At 39.1% G+C, this 23,187-nt stretch carries 27 protein-coding genes and 1 pseudogene; 13 read left to right on the top strand and 15 right to left on the bottom strand.

What is annotated here, in order from left to right:
• Positions 1–117: 117 nt before the first annotated feature.
• Positions 118–279 (bottom strand): hypothetical protein, encoded by a 162-nt coding sequence (locus tag NFS18_RS08660; RefSeq protein WP_251389660.1) that lies wholly within the window; start codon positions 277–279, stop codon positions 118–120.
• Between the two features lie 224 nt (positions 280–503).
• On the opposite strand from NFS18_RS08660, the gene NFS18_RS08655 reads away from it, so the two are divergent.
• On the top strand, positions 504–1,064 hold the full coding sequence (locus NFS18_RS08655) for a helix-turn-helix domain-containing protein (protein WP_251389659.1): 561 nt from the start codon (positions 504–506) through the stop codon (positions 1,062–1,064).
• Positions 1,065–1,375: 311 nt separating this feature from the next.
• Here NFS18_RS08655 and NFS18_RS08650 read toward each other — a convergent pair whose 3' ends face one another.
• From NFS18_RS08650 to NFS18_RS08640, 3 genes are all read right to left on the bottom strand, one after another.
• On the bottom strand, positions 1,376–1,555 hold the full coding sequence (locus tag NFS18_RS08650; protein ID WP_028086473.1) for a hypothetical protein: 180 nt from the start codon (positions 1,553–1,555) through the stop codon (positions 1,376–1,378).
• A gap of 135 nt (positions 1,556–1,690) precedes the next feature.
• Entirely contained in the window at positions 1,691–3,145 is a 1,455-nt protein-coding gene (locus tag NFS18_RS08645; protein WP_251389658.1) for an ATP-binding protein, read from the bottom strand.
• A gap of 40 nt (positions 3,146–3,185) precedes the next feature.
• Positions 3,186–3,596, bottom strand: coding sequence for a hypothetical protein (locus NFS18_RS08640; protein WP_251389657.1), 411 nt, complete (start codon positions 3,594–3,596; stop codon positions 3,186–3,188).
• Between the two features lie 106 nt (positions 3,597–3,702).
• On the opposite strand from NFS18_RS08640, the gene NFS18_RS08635 reads away from it, so the two are divergent.
• On the top strand, positions 3,703–3,903 hold the full coding sequence (locus NFS18_RS08635) for a helix-turn-helix domain-containing protein (RefSeq protein WP_075669150.1): 201 nt from the start codon (positions 3,703–3,705) through the stop codon (positions 3,901–3,903).
• 55 nt (positions 3,904–3,958) lie between these two features.
• On the opposite strand, the gene NFS18_RS08630 is transcribed toward NFS18_RS08635, so the two are convergent.
• Positions 3,959–4,519, bottom strand: a complete 561-nt coding sequence (locus NFS18_RS08630; protein ID WP_251389656.1) for a sigma factor-like helix-turn-helix DNA-binding protein — start codon at positions 4,517–4,519, stop codon at positions 3,959–3,961.
• A 351-nt stretch (positions 4,520–4,870) separates the two neighbouring features.
• On the bottom strand, positions 4,871–5,323 hold the full coding sequence (locus NFS18_RS08625; RefSeq protein WP_055299417.1) for a hypothetical protein: 453 nt from the start codon (positions 5,321–5,323) through the stop codon (positions 4,871–4,873).
• Positions 5,324–5,507: 184 nt separating this feature from the next.
• Here NFS18_RS08625 and NFS18_RS08620 point away from each other — a divergent pair, with 184 nt between their 5' ends.
• The gene (locus tag NFS18_RS08620) at positions 5,508–6,662 is read left to right on the top strand and encodes a hypothetical protein (protein WP_173745664.1); all 1,155 of its coding nucleotides are present in this window, start codon (positions 5,508–5,510) and stop codon (positions 6,660–6,662) included.
• Positions 6,663–6,677: 15 nt separating this feature from the next.
• Here NFS18_RS08620 and NFS18_RS08615 read toward each other — a convergent pair whose 3' ends face one another.
• The 3 genes from NFS18_RS08615 to dinB all read right to left on the bottom strand — a co-directional run bounded on the left by NFS18_RS08615 (position 6,678) and on the right by dinB (position 8,952).
• Positions 6,678–7,172 (bottom strand): hypothetical protein, encoded by a 495-nt coding sequence (locus NFS18_RS08615; RefSeq protein ID WP_251389655.1) that lies wholly within the window; start codon positions 7,170–7,172, stop codon positions 6,678–6,680.
• A 275-nt stretch (positions 7,173–7,447) separates the two neighbouring features.
• Complete coding sequence (locus tag NFS18_RS08610; protein WP_026650126.1) at positions 7,448–7,687, bottom strand: hypothetical protein; 240 nt, start codon at positions 7,685–7,687, stop codon at positions 7,448–7,450.
• 20 nt (positions 7,688–7,707) lie between these two features.
• Positions 7,708–8,952, bottom strand: a complete 1,245-nt coding sequence (dinB, locus tag NFS18_RS08605) for a DNA polymerase IV (protein ID WP_251389654.1) — start codon at positions 8,950–8,952, stop codon at positions 7,708–7,710.
• A gap of 193 nt (positions 8,953–9,145) precedes the next feature.
• Here dinB and NFS18_RS08600 point away from each other — a divergent pair, with 193 nt between their 5' ends.
• The 3 genes from NFS18_RS08600 to NFS18_RS08590 all read left to right on the top strand — a co-directional run bounded on the left by NFS18_RS08600 (position 9,146) and on the right by NFS18_RS08590 (position 10,557).
• The gene (locus NFS18_RS08600) at positions 9,146–9,598 is read left to right on the top strand and encodes a helix-turn-helix domain-containing protein (protein ID WP_173692607.1); all 453 of its coding nucleotides are present in this window, start codon (positions 9,146–9,148) and stop codon (positions 9,596–9,598) included.
• 77 nt (positions 9,599–9,675) lie between these two features.
• Positions 9,676–10,230: an ImmA/IrrE family metallo-endopeptidase gene (locus NFS18_RS08595; protein WP_118213338.1), complete on the top strand. Its 555-nt coding sequence runs from the start codon at positions 9,676–9,678 to the stop codon at positions 10,228–10,230.
• 33 nt (positions 10,231–10,263) lie between these two features.
• Complete coding sequence (locus NFS18_RS08590; RefSeq protein ID WP_026650130.1) at positions 10,264–10,557, top strand: hypothetical protein; 294 nt, start codon at positions 10,264–10,266, stop codon at positions 10,555–10,557.
• 72 nt (positions 10,558–10,629) lie between these two features.
• Here the strand turns inward: NFS18_RS08590 and NFS18_RS08585 are convergent, their stop codons facing one another.
• Complete coding sequence (locus NFS18_RS08585; protein WP_251389653.1) at positions 10,630–11,385, bottom strand: 8-oxo-dGTP diphosphatase; 756 nt, start codon at positions 11,383–11,385, stop codon at positions 10,630–10,632.
• A 283-nt stretch (positions 11,386–11,668) separates the two neighbouring features.
• Between NFS18_RS08585 and NFS18_RS08580 the strand changes: the two genes are divergently transcribed.
• Positions 11,669–11,992 (top strand): MobC family plasmid mobilization relaxosome protein, encoded by a 324-nt coding sequence (locus tag NFS18_RS08580; protein WP_055180592.1) that lies wholly within the window; start codon positions 11,669–11,671, stop codon positions 11,990–11,992.
• Positions 11,959–13,317, top strand: a complete 1,359-nt coding sequence (locus NFS18_RS08575) for a relaxase/mobilization nuclease domain-containing protein (RefSeq protein WP_117910148.1) — start codon at positions 11,959–11,961, stop codon at positions 13,315–13,317. Before NFS18_RS08580 ends, NFS18_RS08575 begins: the two co-directional genes overlap by 34 nt.
• Before the next feature lie 176 nt (positions 13,318–13,493).
• Here NFS18_RS08575 and NFS18_RS19715 read toward each other — a convergent pair.
• Positions 13,494–13,837, bottom strand: a pseudogene (locus tag NFS18_RS19715) (helix-turn-helix transcriptional regulator).
• 153 nt (positions 13,838–13,990) lie between these two features.
• Here NFS18_RS19715 and NFS18_RS08565 point away from each other — a divergent pair.
• The 5 genes from NFS18_RS08565 (at position 13,991) to NFS18_RS08545 (ending at position 17,518) form a co-directional block, all read left to right on the top strand.
• Entirely contained in the window at positions 13,991–14,188 is a 198-nt protein-coding gene (locus NFS18_RS08565; protein WP_015515114.1) for a helix-turn-helix domain-containing protein, read from the top strand.
• Entirely contained in the window at positions 14,169–14,858 is a 690-nt protein-coding gene (locus NFS18_RS08560) for a response regulator transcription factor (protein WP_028088182.1), read from the top strand. The genes NFS18_RS08565 and NFS18_RS08560 overlap by 20 nt, the downstream gene beginning before the upstream one ends.
• The gene (locus tag NFS18_RS08555; protein WP_251389652.1) at positions 14,855–15,796 is read left to right on the top strand and encodes a HAMP domain-containing histidine kinase; all 942 of its coding nucleotides are present in this window, start codon (positions 14,855–14,857) and stop codon (positions 15,794–15,796) included. The genes NFS18_RS08560 and NFS18_RS08555 overlap by 4 nt, the downstream gene beginning before the upstream one ends.
• Before the next feature lie 98 nt (positions 15,797–15,894).
• Positions 15,895–16,818 (top strand): ABC transporter ATP-binding protein, encoded by a 924-nt coding sequence (locus tag NFS18_RS08550; RefSeq protein WP_117539969.1) that lies wholly within the window; start codon positions 15,895–15,897, stop codon positions 16,816–16,818.
• Positions 16,811–17,518, top strand: a complete 708-nt coding sequence (locus NFS18_RS08545; RefSeq protein WP_117910144.1) for an ABC transporter permease subunit — start codon at positions 16,811–16,813, stop codon at positions 17,516–17,518. The genes NFS18_RS08550 and NFS18_RS08545 overlap by 8 nt, the downstream gene beginning before the upstream one ends.
• Positions 17,519–17,859: 341 nt before the next feature.
• On the opposite strand, the gene NFS18_RS08540 is transcribed toward NFS18_RS08545, so the two are convergent.
• From NFS18_RS08540 to NFS18_RS08525, 4 genes are all read right to left on the bottom strand, one after another.
• Positions 17,860–20,325, bottom strand: a complete 2,466-nt coding sequence (locus NFS18_RS08540) for an ABC transporter permease (protein WP_251389651.1) — start codon at positions 20,323–20,325, stop codon at positions 17,860–17,862.
• The gene (locus NFS18_RS08535) at positions 20,322–20,993 is read right to left on the bottom strand and encodes an ABC transporter ATP-binding protein (protein ID WP_055158435.1); all 672 of its coding nucleotides are present in this window, start codon (positions 20,991–20,993) and stop codon (positions 20,322–20,324) included. The genes NFS18_RS08540 and NFS18_RS08535 overlap by 4 nt, the downstream gene beginning before the upstream one ends.
• 108 nt (positions 20,994–21,101) lie before the next feature.
• Positions 21,102–22,238 carry a sensor histidine kinase gene (locus NFS18_RS08530; RefSeq protein WP_117660681.1) on the bottom strand — a complete coding sequence of 379 codons (1,137 nt, stop codon included), beginning with the start codon at positions 22,236–22,238 and terminating at the stop codon, positions 21,102–21,104.
• A complete protein-coding gene (locus NFS18_RS08525) occupies positions 22,211–22,900 on the bottom strand; it encodes a response regulator transcription factor (protein WP_028088187.1) in 690 nt (229 codons plus the stop codon). Before NFS18_RS08525 ends, NFS18_RS08530 begins: the two co-directional genes overlap by 28 nt.
• Between the last annotated feature and the right edge of the window lie 287 nt (positions 22,901–23,187).

The following is a 23,187-nucleotide window of genomic DNA, read 5'->3' as shown; positions in this document are numbered from 1 at the left end:
CATTCGTATTAAAATCTGCTCCTTATCCTGTTGTATCTCTGTTATCTTTAATTCCGTTTCCGGATAAAAACTATCTATACATAACGTACTGTGTGAACCTGGCATTTGACAGCCTCCTCATCTCGTTTGATATATTAAGTATACTACATATTTGATAATATAGGAAACTACAAAACGGTTAATTGCTTTCAGTTCCCTCACTATTTGGTAGGCTTTCGATTTTGACACACGCAGTTCCGCTGCCACTTCCTCCACTGTCATAAATGATTTCTCTGTCATTCGGATACCCTCTCCTTTCAATATTTAACTATTTTTGTTTAAGTCTTGTTGATATGATACTAAATAAATTCCGTTAAGTCAAGTGGTTTGTGAGAAAATCTTAACTTTTTTTATTTAAGTTATTCTTGCTATTCCTATTGCACCATGTTATACTAACTTCAACAGATTTGTTTAAGTACAGTCATGCAAGGCTGTACCACTTTCACTACAACGGAGGTTTTATTATGGCAATCGGCAAACGTATCCGCTTTTTCCGCAACCGAAAAGGCATGACACAGAAACAACTGGGCGAAATCCTTGGCTTTCTCGGAAAGACCTCTGATGTCCGCATGGCACAATATGAAACCGAAGCGAGGACACCAAAGCACGACCTTGTAAAAGAAATGGCGGGTATCTTTGATATAAGCACCCACGCCCTCACAGTGCCGGATATTGATACCTATACCGGGCTTATGCACACGCTCTTTGCGTTGGAAGATATGTACGGGCTGAAAATCGGGGAGATTGACGGGGAAATCTGTCTGCGCCTTGACAACTCCGACTATTCCACTTATACGTCCATGTTTGATATGTTCCACGCATGGCAGGAGCAAGCCGCCAAACTGGAACAGGGCGAGATTACCAAAGAGGAATACGACCAGTGGCGGTACAAGTACCCCGAACTGGACACTTCAAAGCATTGGGCAAAAGTCCCCTCACAGGCGGTCAGCGATATGCTTATGAAAGAATTTCAGAAAATCGAGAAAGAAGAAAAGAAAACAGCTAAAAAGAAAAAGCAGAAATAAGCATAAAAAGACCTTGCCGATATTCAGTTACATATCTGAAAATCAGCAAGGTTTTTCTTATGCCATTGATGTAATTATTTAATGCGTGATGTGAAAAATGTTGCCAAATCGTTGCCAACACCTAAACAATTTTGTTTGGAATCCGCATAAATACTAGCTTCTCAAAACCCATTTCATCACTCAAACTCCTTTGCGGACTGCGTTTCATGACACGCAAAGGCTGTTATTAGAGGCTCATACTTCGAACGTATGTTCTAATTTTGTGTTTTTCGCACCGCTTATGAAGAAATAAACTCCAAAATAACTCCATTTTACTCTTTATTATTTTGTTGTTCTTCTCTTGCGTACAGGAGATCCAATGCCTGACATACAACACCACTCATGCTCTGATAGTGTCTTTCTGCATACTCAACAAGTCTCTGTTTTTGTTCTGGAGTCACCCGTACTCGTATGTTTTCTTCTTTGCCATCTTTTGGTGTTTTTCTAGCCAAACATATCACTTCCCTTCCACAAGTACAGTTTACTACTGATTACTACAAAATGTCAATCTATTTTTGTTATTTATATATATATTCTCTTGGACTAATCTTGAGATATCTTGGACTAATCTTGGACTAATTTATTTCTCACTCCTGTAGATCTTTATCTACAATCTCCCAGTAACCATTCTTTGGAGAGCCATGTCTTATAAGAATACCATACTCTTTTAACTTCTTAATATTGTTCTCTATATTTCGACTGGCAACACCGATTTTTTCAGCTAACTTAACCGCTGATAATTGATGATCTTCTGAAAGCAATTTTATAATCTTTTGCTGTGTATCGTTGAGGTCTGTTCTCCACTCTACTTCCGATGTTTCTCCGATGCTTCTCCGATGCTTCTCCGATGCTTCTCCGATGTTTTCTTTTTCATTTATCATCGGAAATGAATTACGAAACAGCTCTACCCGAAACATATTATCGAATTCCTGAAATTTCGGCTTCGAAAGTCCATACTCTTCTGCGGCATTGAGGATTCTTTTTATTCCGCTTCCCCATGCCTCAACAAGTCCCATCTGGCTGAATATATTGGCAATTCCCTTATTTCTGATCTTAGAATGACCATTCATGACTTCCTCATAAGTTAATCCGTTATATAATCCACCCGGAGAAGTCACCTCCAGTCTGTCATCATAAACTGCGACCTGAATACAAGATTCATCCAACAGGTTACGGTGACAATGGGCATTAATAATCATTTCCCTGATTGCTTCCGGTGGTAACTCATATTTCTCTTTTCGCACCAATCCGTCAATTGTTGCTCCAAGCCGAATATTTCTCAATACAAAATCTACTGCTTCTTCAATTTGTGTATAAATCGGTCCTGTAAATTCTCTCTTATCCAGAAACACTGCACGATCTGTTCCCTTGAATACCGCACATTGTGTTTTGGAGAACGGAAAATAATCCGATGTCAGCAACGCATAGGCATTCGTTGCCAGAAGCTGTCCCTCGCTCTGCTTCAAGATTTTCCAGTTTATCAGCTGCTCTTTCTTTACAGAATGTTCTGACATTCCTGCTTTCTTCCGGAACTTTTCGATATCCTGACAAAGTTTCTCTGTTGCTTCCTCTGAAACAGGATAACCCACACAAGTAAGCTCATCCCATGAGATTCTGGCTCCTTCCATTTCCAGTTCTTTTATCTTCTCCGGAAATGCCTGTCTTGATGTACCTGCTACACGGATATAAGTACCATTATCTTTTCCCTTTGATTTCAGATAATACGGTCTGTTCTTTCCAGCTTCTACTGATACAACAATGACCGTTTTCCCGTCTACTGTCTGTGGTTCAATATCAGGAATGATCTGTGGCACACAGGAATCAGAAACTGCATTGGCAATTCCATCCATCAGCTGAAACAACACATCATTTTCCACACCAACAATCTGGTGTATTTTATCATCTACTCCAACAATCAGCTTGCCGCCTTGTGTATTGGCAAAAGCTACGATTGTCTTCATGTACTTTTCACTTTTATCAGGTAAGGATACCTTGTACTCAATATTTTTTGATTCCCCGGAAAACATAGTATCTTCTACCATTCTTTCACTCCTACTCTTCTAAGCTGTATCATCAGCTGTGTTATTTCTCCAGCTTCAACATAAATTTATCCGAATCATTAACAATATTATACGTTCCATTGCCATCCTCCGGCATGTAAGAAAACGAAAACATCTGTGTTCCTTTTGCTGCCTGTCGCTTTGATGAATATGCCGTCACATATAACGCATTCGGAATCGACTGATCGTAGCTGAACCGCACACTTTTAAATGAATTTTCCCTGCAACGTTTCACGATTTCTTCTGCACATACTTTCTGATCCTCTACATACAGTTTATTTACCACTACCGTCAAACGCTCCTCATGGTAATTGTCCGCTGTCATTGCATGGGAACCATACACATCCATATCTCTTCCAAACTGGAGATATCCCAGACAACCACCTGTAATTATTATACCGATTATCAGACTGATAAACCACCTTTTTCTCATCTTCTCGCTCCTTTATACCCCTGTATTATAATACAAGTGTATGACAGCACAGCTTATTTTTCAATACAGTTGTATTTATAATTTTAAGAAAAGACGAGGTGCCGTTATGATTGTATATATGGATTTGGAAAATCTACTTAAAGAAAAGAATATCAGCAAAAACAAGCTTTGTGAAGCCTGTAATTTACAGCGCACACAGCTTAACAACTACTGCAAAAATAAAGTAACCAGGATTGACTTCACAATACTTGCAAAACTCTGTGAATTTTTGGACTGCACACCGAATGATATACTGAAATTAAAGTAGGGCATTGGTTTTTTCTCCAGTGCCCTTTTTTGATGATTGGTTTTTTCAATTACATTTATTTTTTCATCTTATGATCCGATGGCAGTCTCACTTCTCCGGTCCTTTTCTTCATAATAGAATTCTGCGTCTCCATCTGTGTTGGAATATAATCGCTTTCCTGCAGAAATGCACCTGCTGCCTCAGTATATGATTCATATCCAGCTGCTTTCATTCTCTTTAACATTTTTGCCAAAGCACTGTTCTTGTCTCTGCTCACCTGACGTGTGCTGATGCCCAGTTCTTCTGCTATCTTCTTGACCTGTTTCCCCATGATAAAATAATCGCTCACGATTTTCTTTTCTTTCTCTGTCAGATCACTGAAGAGTTCTTTGAAGAAGATCTCGGTTGTGATGTCCGATGCAATGTCACATCCTCTATCTGCTATAAAGTCTGTCGCACAACCGTTTTCTGACTCTAAACCACAAAATAATACTGTATTATTTCTCTGATGCTGCTGGTCGAACATATAATGTTCCTTATTATAAGAAATATTAAGAACTTCCAGCTCCTCTGCAGTAATATTAGCGTATTTCACCTTCTGATATCTGTCGTAAAATGTGTATTTTCTTTCTTCCATGATTGTTCCTCCGATTTGTCGATTAAATTGATTTGCAACAAATCGAAGGTCATGGATATCTGGCATAGTGCCAGCCTTTTGCCTGCATTTCGATATGCCTTTCCCTTCCGGCATTTATGCCGAAAACGAAACAACATAACAAATATGTAACCTCATTTTGGGCATAAAAAAAGGCCATACCCTTCCGGGCACAGCCATACGCCTAAATATTTGAGAAAAGAAAAACCTCCACAAACAACTGTCTGCGAAGGTCTATTTCTCTCAGCATATCAAGTTTAGCATATTGATTTTTTCAAGTCAGTACCAGCACTCTTTCATTTATCTTCCATTTTAGTACCAATACGGTTTCACTTATGTTTCACTCCCCTCTGTAAGATTATTAGTCCATAATAATTTAGAATATGTAATTTCTGCTTCCTTAAAATATCTATAGTAAGTGGTTCTTGACATATCAAACATTTCCGCAACCACCTTGTGTCCATTATTGAACCCCGAAAAGTAAAACTGATATAGCATGTCATAATATATCGCACCTTTCCCTGGATATTTGCGAAGCCATTGTAAACACAGCTCCATTCTATGTAGCAACGTGGCTGTAGCACGCACTTCTACCAATTTATTTTCAAGATATTTTCCATTGAGCATTAAATCTTCTCCCAAAACAGAATCAATAAGATTTTCTATAGACTTCATATCACTGTCAAAAAGTTCATCTTCCACTTCCTGTGTTCTAACCATCACTGCAAATTTCGCCATCTGGTATGATTTTAGTAATACTTTGGTCTTGCGTAACATTTCTTCCATGATCGTACCTCCTTATTATCCTAAGACACTTTCATGGGGCCCCTTTGATATTTATAGTGTATCACGAATATATACCCTATTCCAGAACATGTTTATTTATTTTTATACCTTATTCAAGGTATTGTTTTATTCCTGTATCAGGTATATAGTTTTATTATAAGGTATTTCATGGAGGTGCATAATAATGAATCAGCCACAAAAAAATAATTCCCAAACCACCGATATTCGTCAGAAACATATAAATGCAATACGTCAAAGATTAAAGCAGAAGCGAGAAGAATATTGTAAAACACGTTCAGATAAAAATATACTTGGACCTGGTGCAATCCATAATTATTTAAAAGAAAACTACCATGTCTACACAAGCCAAACAACTATACAGAACTTTTTTTCCAATAGTGACGGTATTCAAAAAATTGATATTTCCGCCGTTCTCGCAATGTGCGATTGGTGGGGATGTGATCCAGGCGAAATATTAGCTTTTCCTGATCAGTCTTCTTTCTCCACAAGTAACAGTTATAAGCAAACACCACATCAACAGTTGTTATTGGATACCAGTTATAATGGAAAATTTCATTGTTATTTTTTCAAAATCTCCGGAACTGATTCTTCATTTAACACACCATATCCTTACTCCCTGAAGAAAAGGGAAGATTTAATCAAAGGTACAATTACCTTTAATATTGATCCCGACAATGGCTCAAAAGCTTATTTTGAATACAAACAACTTGTTCATCAGTTTCAAAAACCTGACGAAATAAAAGTCAAACGCTGTACTTGCTTTCCAATGGAATCTACACTGAATCATAATATATATTTGGACTTTGTCGATCAGGACGGACGTTTCTACTACATTTTTTTCAATCATCAAGTGTTTATAAATGGTCCCTTGTATTTTAGGATTGGTGGTATGATAACAGAATCATCAGAGCATGATAATGGTCCATTTTTCCAAAAAATAGTTCTTTTTCACGAAAGACCTGACGATTCACAAGATGACTTAATTCGCGGATTACTTAATACAAACCCATACAATTACTTATTGGATGAACGAGAACTTGAGCGACTTGCGGCAACTGATACTGATATCAAAAAATTCTGGGATAATTATAAAGATTTGCTTGCTCCTCGTAAAAGAGAAATCTACTTTTTTAACGAAACCTTAATTACCAAAGAATCTGGATATCTTAGTGAATATGATGCCAAAAAGACGCTCATTAAATTACGCCACCACAGTTACTCTCAAAACCAAATCATCATTGGTCGTGATGAAGATGCTCACCGAATAGCCCGACGAATGCAAAATCCGAAAGACATTGAGCATGATGATTACCAATAAACGGTAACAGGCACATTATTGTGCCTGTACCTTTCTGGCTACTCCCCAAAGCATCGCTGCATACAAACGAATGGCTTTTTTCCTCTTTCTGTAGTATGTTGTATATGGCATATCTTCTAGCATCATCATAACATCTTCATTCGTATTCTTGAACGAATCAAAGTACCTGTATCGCAATAGCCGATAAAATAATTCTCCATCATCCGGGTATCTTTTTACAATTAGCAGTGCATCTTCCATTATTTCGAGTAAACACAAATTGAAATTATTTGATGCAAGTCGTTCTTGAATTCTCCTCTTTTCTATTGTGGAATCAAAATCAAGTATGTTGTTCAATAATAGAGTTAGATTCTTTCTATCCTCTATATAAAGTTCTTCATCTATTTCCTCAAGATTTCTATACACACGAAACTTTACCTTCCGATATAAATCCAGTAACATTTCCGCATTTTTATACATTTCATCTGTTACCTGTTCCACTTCATCTAATACTCCAAACAAGTTCTGCATAATTGTCCTCCTTCCCGACCGCTTCCGCAGCCAGACCAATCATTGTATTTTTTATTCCATTCACAGTCTGTCACTGTCCTAACATCTCTTCATGCAGATTCCGCAGAAATATCCGCTGTGGGATGGCTTCTATTTCTGGCTGACCGGAAACTGTATGATCTATTGAAAGCAATCGGTTCTCACGGGAAAGGATGTATCCCCGACTGCTGATGTTCTCATCGAATATCTATCTCTCCAAAGGGGGCCCTGATTCAGGGCTCCCTTTTAGGGCGCCGCTATTTACGTTCCATAAACCATTTATAATTTTCTTCATAAGTCAGATGACAGATTTTCCCGCCCACCTGACAGGTATAGCGATATCCGGTTCCGCCAGCTTTTCGACTGGCACAACGTTCCGGTTTTGAAACCTTATCAATCGCATACTTACGTCCATCTTCCCAGACAAACGCTGTAGGGATCAATTCTCCTTCCCGGCTAAATACCGCCAGGACATCTACATACACTTTAGCTGTCATTGCAAAACACCTGCTCTCTCCTATCCATGAAAATATGCTTGTGGATGAACCGTGTGTTCCTTTGCATTCAGCTGTGCCAGTATCTTATCCTGATACATAAATGCCCTCTGAATACTCTGATAACCGAACCTTCCACGGATCTCATCTACCACCTGGTCCATCTTTTTAATTTTTTCTCTTTTCGTTTCATCCATAAATAACTCAAGCTGATAAGGCATCTCTTCTGATACCAGATCACATCCTCGAACACCAAGACTACGAATCGGATGTTCCCAGTTATAGTTTTTCTGAAATAACTCAAATGCAGTTTTGGCAATTTCTTCTGTAAGATTACTTGCCCTGTCCAACTTGCACTGTCTCGTAAAATGATACAGTCCATTATCCCGAATCGAGATTTCTACTGTCCTGCACTGAAAACCATTTTCACGAAGCCTGGCTCCTACACTTTCTGAAAGCGCCATCAAAATAATCTTCACATCCAATTCACTAACAAGATCTCTTGGTGTTGTTGTGCTATTCCCGATAGACTTGATGGGTGCTTTATATCCTTCTACTGAAACTGGAGTCTCATCCCATCCATTTGCAAAGGTATGAAGTACCAATCCCATCTTTCCAAGATATGGTTCTAATATAGAAGGTTCTGCTCCTGCCAGATCTCCGATTGTACAAATGCCTAGTTTCTTCATCGTCCGTTCGGTGCTTCGTCCTACCATGAGTAAGTCTCCTACTGGAAGTTTCCATGCAATATCCTTGTAATTGTCTTTGGAAAACTCTGTGATGGCATCTGGCTTTTTATAATCAGAACCGAGCTTTGCAAATATCTTATTCCAGGAAACACCAATACTTACGGTAACGCCCAGTTCATATTTAATCCTACTGCTGATCTCTTTTGCAATCTTCATTCCGTCTCCCTTGATAGAAGTACTGGCAGTTACATCCAGCCAACTTTCATCAATCCCAAATGGTTCTCTCTGATCTGTGTATTCACTGTAAATCTCCTGTGCCATTCTGGAAAATCTCAAATAAAGATCCATGCGAGGCGGTACAAAAATTATTTCCTGGCAAACCTGCCTTGCCTGCCACAATGCCATACCTGTTTTTACTCCGGCTCGCTTTGCAATATAATTCGCAGTCAGCACAATTCCATGTCTTGCTTCCGGATCGCCCCCAACTGCCATCGGCTTTCCGGCAAGTTCCGGATGATGCAACATCTCGACACTTGCGTAAAAGCAATTCATATCTGAATGAAGAATTGTCCTGCTCATAACATTCACCTACCAGTCTAAAAATCGTAATAAAACTTCTTTGCTTCATATTGACTTTGTGAAGTTTTTGAATTATAATTTCTACTAACTTCACGAACGTTTGTTTGTATTCTATACGTGATAATGAACTCTGTCAATAGTTTTTATGAAGTTGATGAAGTTACGATTTCAAAAACTTGGAAAGGATCCCACTATGAATTTTTCAGACAAGATTAAATTTCAACGAGAACAAAATCATCTGACACAGAAAGAACTTGCAGAACTGGTCGGCGTATCCCAGCGTGCAATCGCAGCTTATGAAAGTTCCGGCACAATCGCACGAATCTCTACTATGAGAAAACTCGCTCATGCATTAAATGTCTCTTACGATTATTTAAAACATGATGAGATCACAGATCCTTCTTATGGAATTGAAAAAATGGATTATATTGATGAAGTCAATGGACAGCTTGGTGAAAAAGGAGCCAGGGACATCAATGAGATTCTCGAAGCCAACCGTGCCCTTTTCGCTGGTGGCGAACTCGATGAAGAAGCAAAAGATGCTTTCTATCAGGCTGTAACCAAAGCATATCTTTCCTGTAAGATGGAAGCTAAAAAAACATTTGGACGAAAAAAGAAAAACACAGAAGCAGAAAGTGATTCATAGGTGTCCGTATTTTCGTACAGCACTTTTGCTACTCTATACTTGCAGCAAACTATCTTATGAAATATCGAGGTGTTTTTATGAGTTCAAAATGTATAAGAGACACTGTTAATAAAGTAAAAGCAAAATATCAGGAAAGTGATCCGTATCGTCTTGCAGCTGCTATGCATATTATTGTTAAGAAGCTTCCGCTTGGAACTGATCCAAACTGTTGCAAAGGCTTCTGTATGCGGGAATGTCGAAAGACCTGCATCGTCATTAACTGCGACCTGCCGGAAATCATACAGCAGATTATCCTGATCCACGAGATCGGTCACGCAATCCTTCATCAGAAAACCCTTCAGATCAAGTGTTTTCATGATTTTGAATTATTCGATGGAGTGTCACAATGTGAATATGAAGCGAATTGCTTTGCCGCTGATTATCTTCTGGAGGATGAAGATGTCCTGGAGATGCTTAACGCTGATATGTCCTTTTTCCAGGCTGCCGCCGAACTGAAAGTTCCACCGGAACTTCTTGATTTCAAATTCCGAATGATGAAACGAAGCGGCGTTCAGATTGTAGATTCTCCGATTACTTCCAACAGTGACTTTTTAAAAGATATCCCTACTTCGGGAATAATAGAAAATTACTAAATATGCTATTTTTGAAAAAGGAGATTTTTAAAAATGATCAACTTAAATAAACATAGAATAGATTTTGGAAAAGGGGATGTAGGCATTGGTGTCATCGGTAACACTACAGATTCCGCACAACTGGCATTTTATAATCAGAGTGCACGTCCCATCCATATACTCAAGAATCCAGATCAGAATCCTGGGTTCGAACCCATGGAATTTAAAGAAGAACCTTTTATCATGAGCTTCTCCAATCCTGAAAGCATTGATGCAGTTATTTCAATTTTACAACGTGCCAAATATATTAATTTCACTTCCAAAAACGAACCGCAAAAAACAGAATAGATGAATGATGTATCTTATAAAGAATGGCTGTCTTTTCTCCAATGAACAGGCAGCCATTTCTCATGTAATTCTTTAATACAATTCTCCCACATATCCATCTGCTTCCAGATGCATATAGCACTCATCCACCTTCTCTGATTCCAGAATCCGCAAAACGTGTTCCATACCTGTAGCAAGTTCTTTTGTTTTTAACTCTTCTAGCGGAATCCAATAAACTCTTCCTTCCTCAGAACTCTTTAATTCTCCGGTAAACTTATCCGCTTTATACAAGGTAATAACATAGTGCACTCCGCTCTTATGCCAATGATATAATCCTCCAAGCTTCGGTGCTTCAACCGTAAGTCCTGTTTCTTCCCAGACTTCCCGAATCATAGATTTCTGAAAAATCTCATTTGCTTCTACGTGACCGCCTGGAAAAGTTGTACCGGTATAGCTATCATTTACTTTATCCAGAGCCAGTACATTCCCTTTATGATCCTGAATCATACACATATTCATAAAACAGACCTTCTCAATCCGACTCTCTTCTTTTTCATTCAGAGATTTTCTGACACGTTTGTTGATATCCGATCGTTTGGATTTATAATGCTTGAAGACCTCTCCATACGGAATCCAGATTTCTGCATCTTCAATTTTTTCATAAACAGTATCCACTACTTCTTCCAAATGTTTGTCATTCGGAAAAGTGCATTTTTTCATATAATAATCTCTGGTTGCCTGAAACATCCATTCCGCAATCTTTTCTTTCTGCTTTATCTTTAACTGGGAATACTTCTTATTCGTTTGCAGTAGTCTCCCATCTATCATCTTATGGTTTTTCCGTGACATCGGTTTGACCTCTTTTCTTCTTTTTCGTTCAGATTTTACTATACCACAGAATCATGCCTGCGTCATACTTCTGAGTTTCGATGTCTTCTTTTTCTTCTCTCAGTACCTTATTTATAGAGGAATCTTTTTTAAGGACTCTCTTCCGGCGGCTGTGCCACCGGTAAATAGCAAGGACAGGAAGTGTATATACACTTCCGAAAAACCAACAATTTAGGGAACCCTGCCCTAAATTAAAAACTCAGAAGTCACTACTTCGAAGAACCAATGAAAGGAGAATCTGCCTATGGCAAAGAGAAAAAGAAATATACAAATTTTGTTTTGTGTTTCCCCGGAAGAAAAAAAGCTGATTCGCAGAAAGATGATTGAATCAAAAACAAAAAATATGGGAGCTTACCTTCGTAAAATGGCAATCGACGGTTACATCGTCAACACCGACACTACTCCGCTAAAGAAACAGTATGAGGAAATGCACAAGATTGGCGTAAATATCAATCAGATTGCGAAAAAAGTAAACAGCACCGGAGATCTGTATCCGGAAGAAATGCAAGAATTGAAAGAGATGGTGAAAGAATTATGGCGTATCTTAAGATCTTCCCCATTAAAGTAACAGACAAGAAAGCTCTGGACTATATTACAAATCCAGATAAGACAGATGAAAAACTGTTAGTTTCCAGTTTTGGCTGTTCTCCGGAAACTGCAGATCTTGAATTTTCTATGACAAGAGAAATGACAAAAAAGAATGGAATGGACAAAGGTGATAACCTGGCATTTCATCTGATCCAGTCATTTAAACCTAGAGAAGTTGATGCCGAAACTGCCCATCGCTTAGGGCAACAATTTGCAGATGAAGTACTGAAAGGAAAATATGAATACGTGATCAGCACCCATGTTGATAAAAATCATATCCACAATCACATCATCTTCAACGCTGCAAGTTTTGTTGATCATCACAAGTATGTTTCCAATAAGCGGAGCTACCATAAACTCTGCAGAATCAGTAATCGTATCTGTCACGAAAATGGACTTGCCACCAGTATGCCAACCGGAGAAAAAGGCAAAAGTTATAAGGAGAACATGGAATATCATCGTGGCACCAGTTGGAAAGCTAAACTTCGTGTTGCGGTTGATAAGGCAATCTGGTCCTCTATCAATTATGAAGAATTTTTACAGAAAATGCAGTTGGCAGGATATGAAATACGACAGGGAAAAAATTTATCCTTCCGGGCACCTGAGCAGAAAAATTTCACCTATATGAAATCTCTCGGAAGCTACTATACAGAAGAAAATGTCCGACTCCGCTTAGAGAAAAATCGTTATAAGACGAAAACTCCGAAGCCTTTGTCCAGAGAAGCTCGCCTGTATATCAATATCTCCACCTATATCACAACAGGCAATCGTGAATGCTTTGAACGCTGGGCAAAACTGAATAATCTAAAAGAAGCTGCAAAGACGTTCAACTATCTCTCCGAAAATAATCTCTTAAACTACGAGGACTTCCAACAGCATATTTCCAATGTTGAAAATTCCATCAAAGCGGCTGATCAGCACATCCAGAAAATCAACACTGAGCTAACCACGCAGAAAGTCATTCAAAAACATTGTGACTCTTATCGGCTCTGTCGTAAAGTTATCGAAGATGCAAAATCAGCTCCAAATCCCACAGCATACCGGAGCAGACATCAGGCTGAATATCAGCTCCACGATTCGTTAAAAAAAGAGCTTCAGGATTTCGGCATTACCAAAATCCCAAGCTCTGAAAAAATTCAGAAACGAATTGACAATCTTGTATCTGAGAAAGCATCTACTATACGAGAGAAGCAGGAATTGCGGAAAAAGCAACTAACACTGGATATCATTCAGCAAAACTTTTCAGCACTACTCAACACGCAAAATATTGCATTATCCCATCCACTTCCCGAAGAAACTTTGTAATCGAATAGGCGGGGATTTTGATTAAATCCCCGCCTATTCGATTATTGAAGAGAAGATGTATCTTTCTACTGTTTGTTAATCGAACATAATATACTTTACATTGCTTTATGATTACTTACTTTAAATTTTTAGATTTATTTTTCTCTACTCTCTCAACGATCTAAGCCTTGTTTGTGTTACTCCGTATTCCTCACGCTTTTATAAACTAATCTTTCTATTACAACAAGCTCTTTTTCATTCATAGAATTTAGGAGTACATCAATGTGCTTTCTGCAAGAGCTTGACCTTGCCCCTCCGTCCGCATGAATAAACTGGTCAACTGAAACGTCAAACATGGTAATGAGTTTAACAAAAAGGTCGAAACTGGGATACTGACCTTTGTTCTCAATATTCAAATGGTACGGGAGTCACGGTCTACTAATTCCGCAACATAGGCTTGTGTCCATCCCTTTTCTTCTTTGGCTCGTTTGAGAGCCGCCCCGAGGCCGTGAAAGTCAAACCTTCTTTCTTCTTGGTCCATTCTCATATCACCCTATATCATTGTACATTTCGGGTCGGGTTATGAGAATGTAATGAGATTTTACACAAGGTAGTATTTCATTTCATCAATATGCAGCCTCCAACTTGTATTGTTCGAGATAAAGAACTATAATGTACTCTGTGGAGGTGCGAAATGGACTATATGACATTGAAAGAGGCCGCCGAGAAGTGGGGCGTGACACCTCGTAGGGTAAATTATTATTGTGCTGGTGGGCGTATCCCCGGTGCTGTGAAAATGGCCGGTGTTTGGCTGCTCCCTAAAACTGCGGAGAAGCCGACTGATAGGCGCAGAAAGGAAGGAAAAAAGAATAATGAAGATTCTCTTAATTGAAGATGATATAGAAATAAGTGAAATGTTATGTAGCTATCTTATAGCAGAAAATTTTGAAGTTGTCTGCGCTACCGATGGTCAAAAGGCATGTGAGGCTTTCGACATTGGTTCTTATAGTATCGTCTTGTTGGATTTGATGATTCCCAAAATTACAGGTATGAATGTAATGAAGTATATTCGTCAAAAAAGTACGGTGCCAATTATCATCATTTCTGCAAAGGATTCGGATTCCGACAAAACTTTAGGTTTGGGCCTCGGTGCGGATGATTATATTACAAAACCGTTTTCCATAACAGAGGTTATGGCGCGTATTAAAGCAAACATACGGAGAAATACCGAATATGCTGCCGTACAGCCAGAGCAAACGAAACTTGTGTGGGGCCCATTGGTTATGAACTTGGAAAATCACACCGTCACAAAATCAGGCGAGATTATCGAACTGACCGCAAAAGAATTTGATATTTTACGGCTGCTTCTGGAAAACCCACAAAGGGTCTACACAAAGGCTCAAATCTATTCTTTAATTTGGAATGATGCCTATATGGGGGATGAAAATGCCGTCAATGTTCACATCAGCCGTTTACGAACGAAAATTGAGGATGATCCACGAAAGCCACAAGTTGTTATAACTGTATGGGGAATTGGCTATAAGCTGGGAGAACAGAAATGAGCAATGCGACAATTATCTTTTTACTAACCCTCTGTATTATGATTTTAATCTGTATCATTGTGTACCAGCAGTTTGTATTCCATAACGGAACAAAAGCAAAAATACATGAGATCAGCAGCAAATTGAAAGAACTTCTTGACACCGACAGCGACGAAAAAGTGACAGTCTTTACCGATAATAAGGCACTGATAGAGCTTGCAACACAAATCAATCGAATGTTGGAAGATCGGCAAAAAGTAAAAGTTGAGTATCGGCGGGCTGAAATGGCATCCAAAAAGATGTTATCTAACATTTCCCACGACATTAAAACTCCCATGACAGTGATTCTTGGCTATTTGGAGATTATGCGTTTGAACGGAACCCAAAGCAATGAAATGTTGCAAAAGGTAGAAAGCACTGCCCAGCGGGTAATGGGATTGATTACACAATTCTTTACGCTTGCTAAATTAGAGGCTGGCGATACAGATATGCCATTGGAGCGTTTGAATGTGAACGAAGCCTGCCGGGAAAATATTTTGGATTTCTATGAACTCCTTTCACAAAAAAATTTTGAAGTGGAAATTAACATACCCGATCATGTATTGTATGCAAATGCCAATAAAGATGCGTTGCAAAGAATTATGTTCAATTTGATTTCCAATGCAATTCGCTATGGCGGCGATGGAAAATATTTAGGTATGTTTTTGCGGGCAGATCAGGCACATATCTATATAGACATTGTGGACAGGGGCCGTGGAATTGAAAAAGAATTTGCCGATTCGGTTTTTGATCGGCTGTTTATGATGGAAGATTCCAGAAATAGTGCTATGCAGGGAAATGGTCTTGGACTGACGATTGCGAAAAATCTTGCCTTGCAACTCGGTGGCGATATTACTTTAGAAAGTCATCCGCACCAGAAAACAGTTTTCACTATTATGCTCAAGAAAATGGCCTATTAAACCATAGGTCATTTTTTCAAGAAAGAAATTTGTAAGAATTATTCAAGAGTTTTGAAAATCGAACTTTCTATAATGTCAGTAGAAAGGAGGGCAAGACAATGCCATTTATTTTACAAACAAGTGGTCTTTCTAAAAAGATCGGTAGTAAGGCACTTGTCACTGATGTTAATATTCATATTCCCAAAGGGGAAATTTATGGTTTTCTTGGTCCTAACGGAGCTGGTAAAACCACAGTGATGAAGATGATTACTAACCTTTGGAAACCTACCAGTGGGACTATTGAGGTGTTTGGAGAGGTATTGACTCCAAAATCCTATGAAGTCTTAAAAAGAATGGGAAGTATCATCGAGTTTCCCACCTTTTATGACCACATGACCGGGCGTGAGAACTTACAGCTTCATTGTGAGTATATGGGCTATTACAATGTTGACAGTGTTGAAAGTGCGTTGCAAATGCTGGACTTGACATCAGCAGCCGATCAGCCGGTCAAGAACTATTCCCTCGGCATGAAAGAACGCCTCGGAATTGCAAGAGCCATTATGTGCAAGCCGGAACTGCTTATTCTCGACGAACCCACAAACGGCCTTGATCCAGCAGGAATGAAACAAATCCGTGATTTATTAAAAACACTTTGTTCGGAGTACGGTATTACCGTTATGATTTCAAGTCACATTTTATCTGAAGTGGAGAGTATTGCGGATACCGTTGCTATTATCCATCACGGAAAAATGATGAAAGAAATTCGTATGCAAGATATTGAGGAAATGAACCTCAATTATGTGGAGCTTTCTGTCACGGATGAAAAGCGGGCTGCCTATGTCTTGACTGAAAAGTTGGGTCTGCAAAATTTTAAGATTCTTGACAGCGGTAAAATTCGCATATATGACCATGCAGCGTCTACCCAGCAGTTGACGAAAATACTGGCTCTGAATGATGTTGAAGTTGTGAGCATTGGAAAGAAATCTGAAACGCTGGAGGACTACTTCTTGAAGCTGACCGGGGAGGTGAAATATCATGCTTAAACTCATTAGGCTGGAATGGAAAAAGAATAATGTAGGCAAGTACATTCGCAATGTGGTTATCATGTCGGCTCTGATCTGCCTGTTCATATTTGCCCTTTGCTATTTGGGAATTGCCAATGATCCTGATACGGGTGTTCCTGATGCGGTGCCGGGTAACAGTGCGATTTCTTCCTCTATCGAGCTGTTTACAAGCATGGCTTTTCTGGTGTTTACCAGTGTCATGTTGTCCACATACATTGTGAGCGCCTATAAAAACAAAACCATGAACTTAATGTTTTCGTATCCAATTAAGCGACAGAAAATTCTCGTTTCTCAAATGTTAGCTGTATGGATTTTCAATTTTGTGGCTCTGGTGCTGACAAAACTACTGATTTACGGCTGCATTTTACTTGGTTCACAATTCATGGTTTCCTCATTCCCACTGGACTACAACATGGCAAGTATGGGGTTCTATATTCAATTACTCTTAAAGTCCGTTGTCATTGTAACCATGAGTTTTATCGCCTTGTTTATTGGTATGGCTATGAAGTCCTCAAAAGCTACCATCGTATCATCTTTTCTGCTGATTTTTTTGACACAGGCTAATGTGGGCGATTTTTCTTTGGCGGATAATGCCATTCTTCCTGTTGTACTTATGATACTTTCCTTAATCTTTGCGTTTCTCTCGATTTACAATGTGGAAACTAAGGATTTGAACTAAAATGCTCGATGAAAAGGAAAGTTCTTATAGTGATGCCAATTATAAATTGATATTAAATAATTATTAAACTGCCGGGCGACGGCAAAAGAAAAAAAGCCGTCGTCCAGCAGACACATTTCCATGCGCCTATGAAGCGGCGGCTTTGAGAAAAATCAGAGCCGCCGTAATTTAGAAATGACGCGTGAAGATATGATATGCTCCCTTCTAAGTAGACAAGAGAAATAATAAAATCTTGTTTATTTAGAAGGGATTTCTTTATGGCACGGTGGTCCTTTTAATCATATTGGGCAATTCTGTTTTTTTATAGCGTTTCCCTTTGTATATATGATGTTTTTAATATATTACTCTGCATATCGTATCCGATCAATCAAACTCAATTTTCGGAAATTTGCAGATACTCCATATGTGAGCAGTACCTGTAAAAAGGCAACCACACAAATCAAAAGCACTGCTGGGACCACTGGAAAATGATACTCACTGATCTGAAAGATGTGTTTGGTTTTTGCATAAAGAAATGCACCATATCCTACAAGACTTCCAATGCCCACAGAAACTGCCAATGTTCCCAAAGTATAGATGATTCCTTCCAGTTGCAGCATACGGATCAACTGTTTTTCAGACATTCCTATCGCCTGTATCATTCCAAGCTCCCGCCTTCTTGTGTAAATACTGTTCATCATAGTGTTCACAAGATTCATGATTCCAATTCCACCCAGAATAATCAGAAATGCATAACACAAAACGCTCATCAACCGCATATTCTTTTCCCACTTCTGAAGTTGCTCTTCATAACTTCCTGTCACCAGGTATTCACTGTTGTCGGCAAGTGCCTGAAGTTCCTGATATGCACTGTTCTTTTTCTGATCATTCACTGTGATTTCCAGTGTGTAGTTCAGATTATTGGGATTCATTTTTTCCAACACTGATTGGGGCAGATAAAATGAACTTCCGCCAAGGCTTTCATAGTAATCTCCGATGGCTCCTATCTCAAAAGTCTTTTCTACCTGATCATCTCCCATATTCAAAACCATCTTCAAGGAATCTCCCACTTTCAGTTCCGGGAACCAGTATAGCATATTAGCAGACATGAGGATTTTATCTCCTTTTTCCAATTCTTCATATGTCACATGTCCTTGTATCTCTCCTTTTTCCAGCGTTTCTGCATAAGATGCATCCAGTCCAATAATATCCGCGCCCCAAATTTCACCATCCATAGATAGTTTCGGAATTTCGCCATTCATAAATGTTTTTACCTTTACCTCTTCCACACCGTCTACATCATGAACCTGATCAATAAACGCTTTCGTCAAGGGGTTATTCTGCTGAACCTGTCTCCAGTCTCTGTCCGGATTCATTTTGTCCCCACCCCATGTTTCCAATTCAATTTTATAATCAGATTCAATATCCTTTCTTGCAATTTCTTTCGGTGCCGCGCAAGATAAAATAGTTGCCACAACCATGAACAGAATACCAGTTGCTCCTAATGTAACAATCGTAATCCCAGTCCTCTTTTTATTTCTTGCCATATTTGCTTTTGTCAAACGAAAAATCGTGAGATTCTGATAGCCTTTCCGTACTTTTTTCCCACGTTTTTCTAACCCCTGATAACGCATAGCCTCAATGGGCGAAACTTTGGCAGCAATTCGCATCGGTTTTGCCAAAGAAACTGCGGAAGTAAAGAGCACCGCCATAATGGTAATCGCATAAATCCACCAGTGCAACAAAGATACCTCACCATTTTTTACAAGTTCTGCTGCTACCTGCATTAGAGGGTCTTCGCCTGCCATAAAAGTAATCATCTGTTTCATAATCCATCTGGACAGGAAACTACTGATAAGCAATCCTACAGGGAGGGCAAGCGCCGTAACCAGCATTCCTTCACGGAATACCATCTGCCGAATCTGTCTTTTGGTGGAGCCTATGGCTTTTAATTTTCCATATTCCTGTACTTTTGGTATCATAGACACATAATAAATACTGTAAATAGTCAGGATTCCTGCTAAAACAACCATAACGATTACCACGATCATTCCTTTTACAAATGACGGATCCGTATAATTTGCAACCAAATACTCTCTGTTTTCTACCACATTTCCCTCAGGTACACCAAAATCCTCTCCGATTTCTTTTCCCCTCTCTTCGATTTCATCTGTTGTCATATGCTCTGCATCTGCCAGACGGAACATCACACGATATTCTCTGTCTGCTTCCGGTATCATCTGTTTCGCATATTCCATGGAATTCATCACAAAATACATTTTCTTTTCTTTATTCAAATCAGAAGATTCCATAAAGCCACAGATGCGGAAAGTGTCTTCTTTCGCATATCCCATACCGTCTTTTTCGTAAATTTGGTATGGAATCGTGATTTCATCACCCAATTTCCCCTGAATTCCCAGTTCCTCTAAAACTCCCTTGGAAACAACAATATCTTTTTCATTTTTTGGGAAAGTTCCTTCTTCTAACTCCGCTTTGTTCAACCGAATCCCATTATTATCCATAGCGGTCATAATGATTGTGGCATCATCATCTATAATCTGTCCCAAATCCATTCTCAGACCGATTTCTTCTATATCATTATGCACCTGAAGTGCTTTGGTGTTTTTCTCGGAAACTTGGCGGAACATAATATGGTAAGTTGGATAATAAGCATCCACCGATGCAAGCTGTACGCGGATCATTCCATATCCCACCGTTAAAACAACAAATATCAGAAACGTAGTCAGTGCAATGGCGCATCCACATAAAAAGTTTCTTCCTTTGTTCTGTTTTACATTGGCAAGCGCTGTTTTTGTTACTGTTTTCATGCTCTCACCACCTTACCGTCTTCAATGACAATCATACGGTCAGCCATCTGCGCAATGGTCTCATCATGCGTGATCATAACCAGTGTCTGCCCATATTCTGAAACACAGGATTTCAACATAGAAATCACTTCTAACTCCGTCTTGGAATCCAAATTTCCTGTTGGTTCATCTGCTAAAATAATCGCCGGGCGGGATGCCAACGCTCTTGCAATAGCAACCCGCTGCTGTTGCCCACCAGAAAGAGTATTCGGTAAGGATTTCAATTTATCCTCCATTCCGATTCTACAGATAATATCCATAACATACTCTGTATCCACTTTCTTTCCATCCAATCCAATGGGTAGCACAATATTTTCCCAAACATTTAAGGATGGTACTAAATTATAACTTTGGAAAATAAACCCAATCTTTCTTCTGCGGAACACTGCAAGTTTTTCATCTTTCAGTTTAAAAATATCTCTTCCTTCTATCAAAACCTTTCCGGAATCAGGACGGTCCAATCCTCCCAGCATATGAAGAAGAGTACTTTTTCCCGATCCAGAACGTCCTACAATTGCTGTAAATTCACCTGGTTCGATTATTAAATCTGTATGGTCAATAGCTTTCACCAAATTATCGCCTTTTCCATAATATTTCACAAGATCTCTTGTTTCTAATATTGCTTTCATAAACTTTGAAGCCTCCTTTTTCTTTGCTAATGTCATTCTATCAATCCAGTCTTACAGTAGGCTTACAAAAAGCATAACAATTTTGTAAGAAATCTTTTTTTCAGAAATCTATTTCTTTGGTAATGTCACCACAAAATTATTACCGCCTTCAGGTGCTACTTTTACACAAATCGTGCCTTTCTGCTCCTCCAAAATTTTTCTGGCAAGATAAAGTCCAACCCCAGAGCCCTCCTGTTTTTTTACATACTCTTGGTTTCCTCTGTAAAAACGCTGAAATACCCGATGCGCCTCTTCTGCCGGAATACCTGTTCCCTGGTCGATAAATTCCAGCATCATGCAGGTAGCAAGCTCTGTTACCCGAATTCGGATTTCTGTATGCTCCGGCGAATACTTTACTGCGTTGTCTAAAATATTTACGAACACTTCTCCTGTCCATTTCGAGTCGTGTACAATTTGCACATCCTGAAATTCATCCAGAGAAATATCTATGGATTTTTCATACGCTTTCATATACACACTGTTTACAGCCTGTACCAATGTATTTTTCAGACTGCCCATCTCTGGCTGAATCTGAATCATCCCAGATTCCAATCTGGACACATGAATCAGTGAATCCAAAAGATTTTCCAGTCTTTGAATTTCATCCCATTCCTTTTTATAAAATTCTTCCCGTTCCTCCCAGGTTAAATCGGCAGACCCCGCCAGTTCACAACTCATCTTCAATGAAGCAATCGGTGTTTTCAATTGGTGGGAAATATCTGTAATTAAAGATTTTATATTGTTTTCTTCTCTGGAAAGTTTTTCTCTTACTTTTTCAAAATGATTCTGCAGTTCTATATATTTTTCCCGAAGTTCTTCCTGGTTATTTTCATCTTGCTGCCGGTCTCTTTTATTTCGCAAAAACAAAACCCATGAAACTCCAAGTCCTGCCACAAAAACCATCGCCATTCCTATTCCATATGCAGCAAAGGTTTTCACGCTTCTCCCATCAAAAGGAGTATACCCGTAACGCTCCTCCAGCTCTTTCCCCGCTTCCTCTTCCTGACGATTTCTTTGCTTTCCTCTGTCAAATAACTCTATATACTCCGTCTCCTGTTCCGGATGGGACAGCACTAACGCCCCTAATTTCCCCTGCTCTTCCTTGTATAAACTATTTCCTGCCAGAAACAGCAACAATATCTCTGTCACAAACAGAAAAAGCAGCCCTGCTGCCAGAGCTACTCCTGTACGCTTTCTTCGGTCCATATATATCCCATCCCCCTTACATTTTGTATATAATCATTCCCGATTTTTCCTTTCAATCGGCTGATATTTACAGGAACTGTATTATCGTCTACAAACTGCCCGTCAACATCCCAGACATACTCTAAAATCTGTTCTTTTGATAAAATCTGCCTTGCGTTTTCCATAAAGTAAATCATTATCTGAAGTTCCTTTTTACTTAATGTCAAAGGAGTCACTCCATCAGCATTTCGTTTTAACGCTCTCATTTCTCCATAATTTACTTCGATATTTCCCGATAAGATTCTGTTGTGTCCGCAGACTCCTTCCATTCTTCTCATAAATGCCTGAACTTTTGAAACCAGTACCATCAGGCTGAATGGCTTTGTAATATAATCATCCGCCCCTGCATCATAGCCGTTTACCATATCAATTTCCGAATCCATTGCCGTGAGAAACAGTACAAAGACTTTGCTCTTATTTCGAATCTTCCTGCAAAACTCCAGTCCGTTTCCGTCCGGCAGAGTAATATCACTGATTACCAGATCTATTCTATTTTCATCAAACAATTTTTCTGCCTCTGAAATCTGAAAAGCGGAAAAAACCTGATACCCTTCTTTCTGCAGTTTTAGCGCGATTCCACGGTTCAGATTCTCATCATCTTCCAATAACAAAATTGTCCTCATTTCATCTACCTTCCTAATCTCCTAACATGATAAACAATCACATTTTACCACACTCCTCCAAAACTGCATAGTATCCACCTGCTCTCCAGAAAAGAAAAAGGACCGCTGCACCTCTATGGTGGTGCTCTACGACGGCTTTTTTTCTTTTGCCGTCATCCGGCAGATTATAGTTCTATTCTTTACCTATATGCTATATGGAAAATTTGTAGAATTTATAAAGATTAGAAAAAATAATGAGCGATACCGCAGTAAAATCAAGATGTACATCGTTTTTTTGTTTAGTAACT

The organism is Mediterraneibacter agrestimuris (assembly GCF_943193195.1).
In the GTDB taxonomy this organism is placed as follows: domain Bacteria; phylum Bacillota; class Clostridia; order Lachnospirales; family Lachnospiraceae; genus Schaedlerella; species Schaedlerella agrestimuris.
This window is presented reverse-complemented; position numbering and strand designations above follow the sequence as displayed.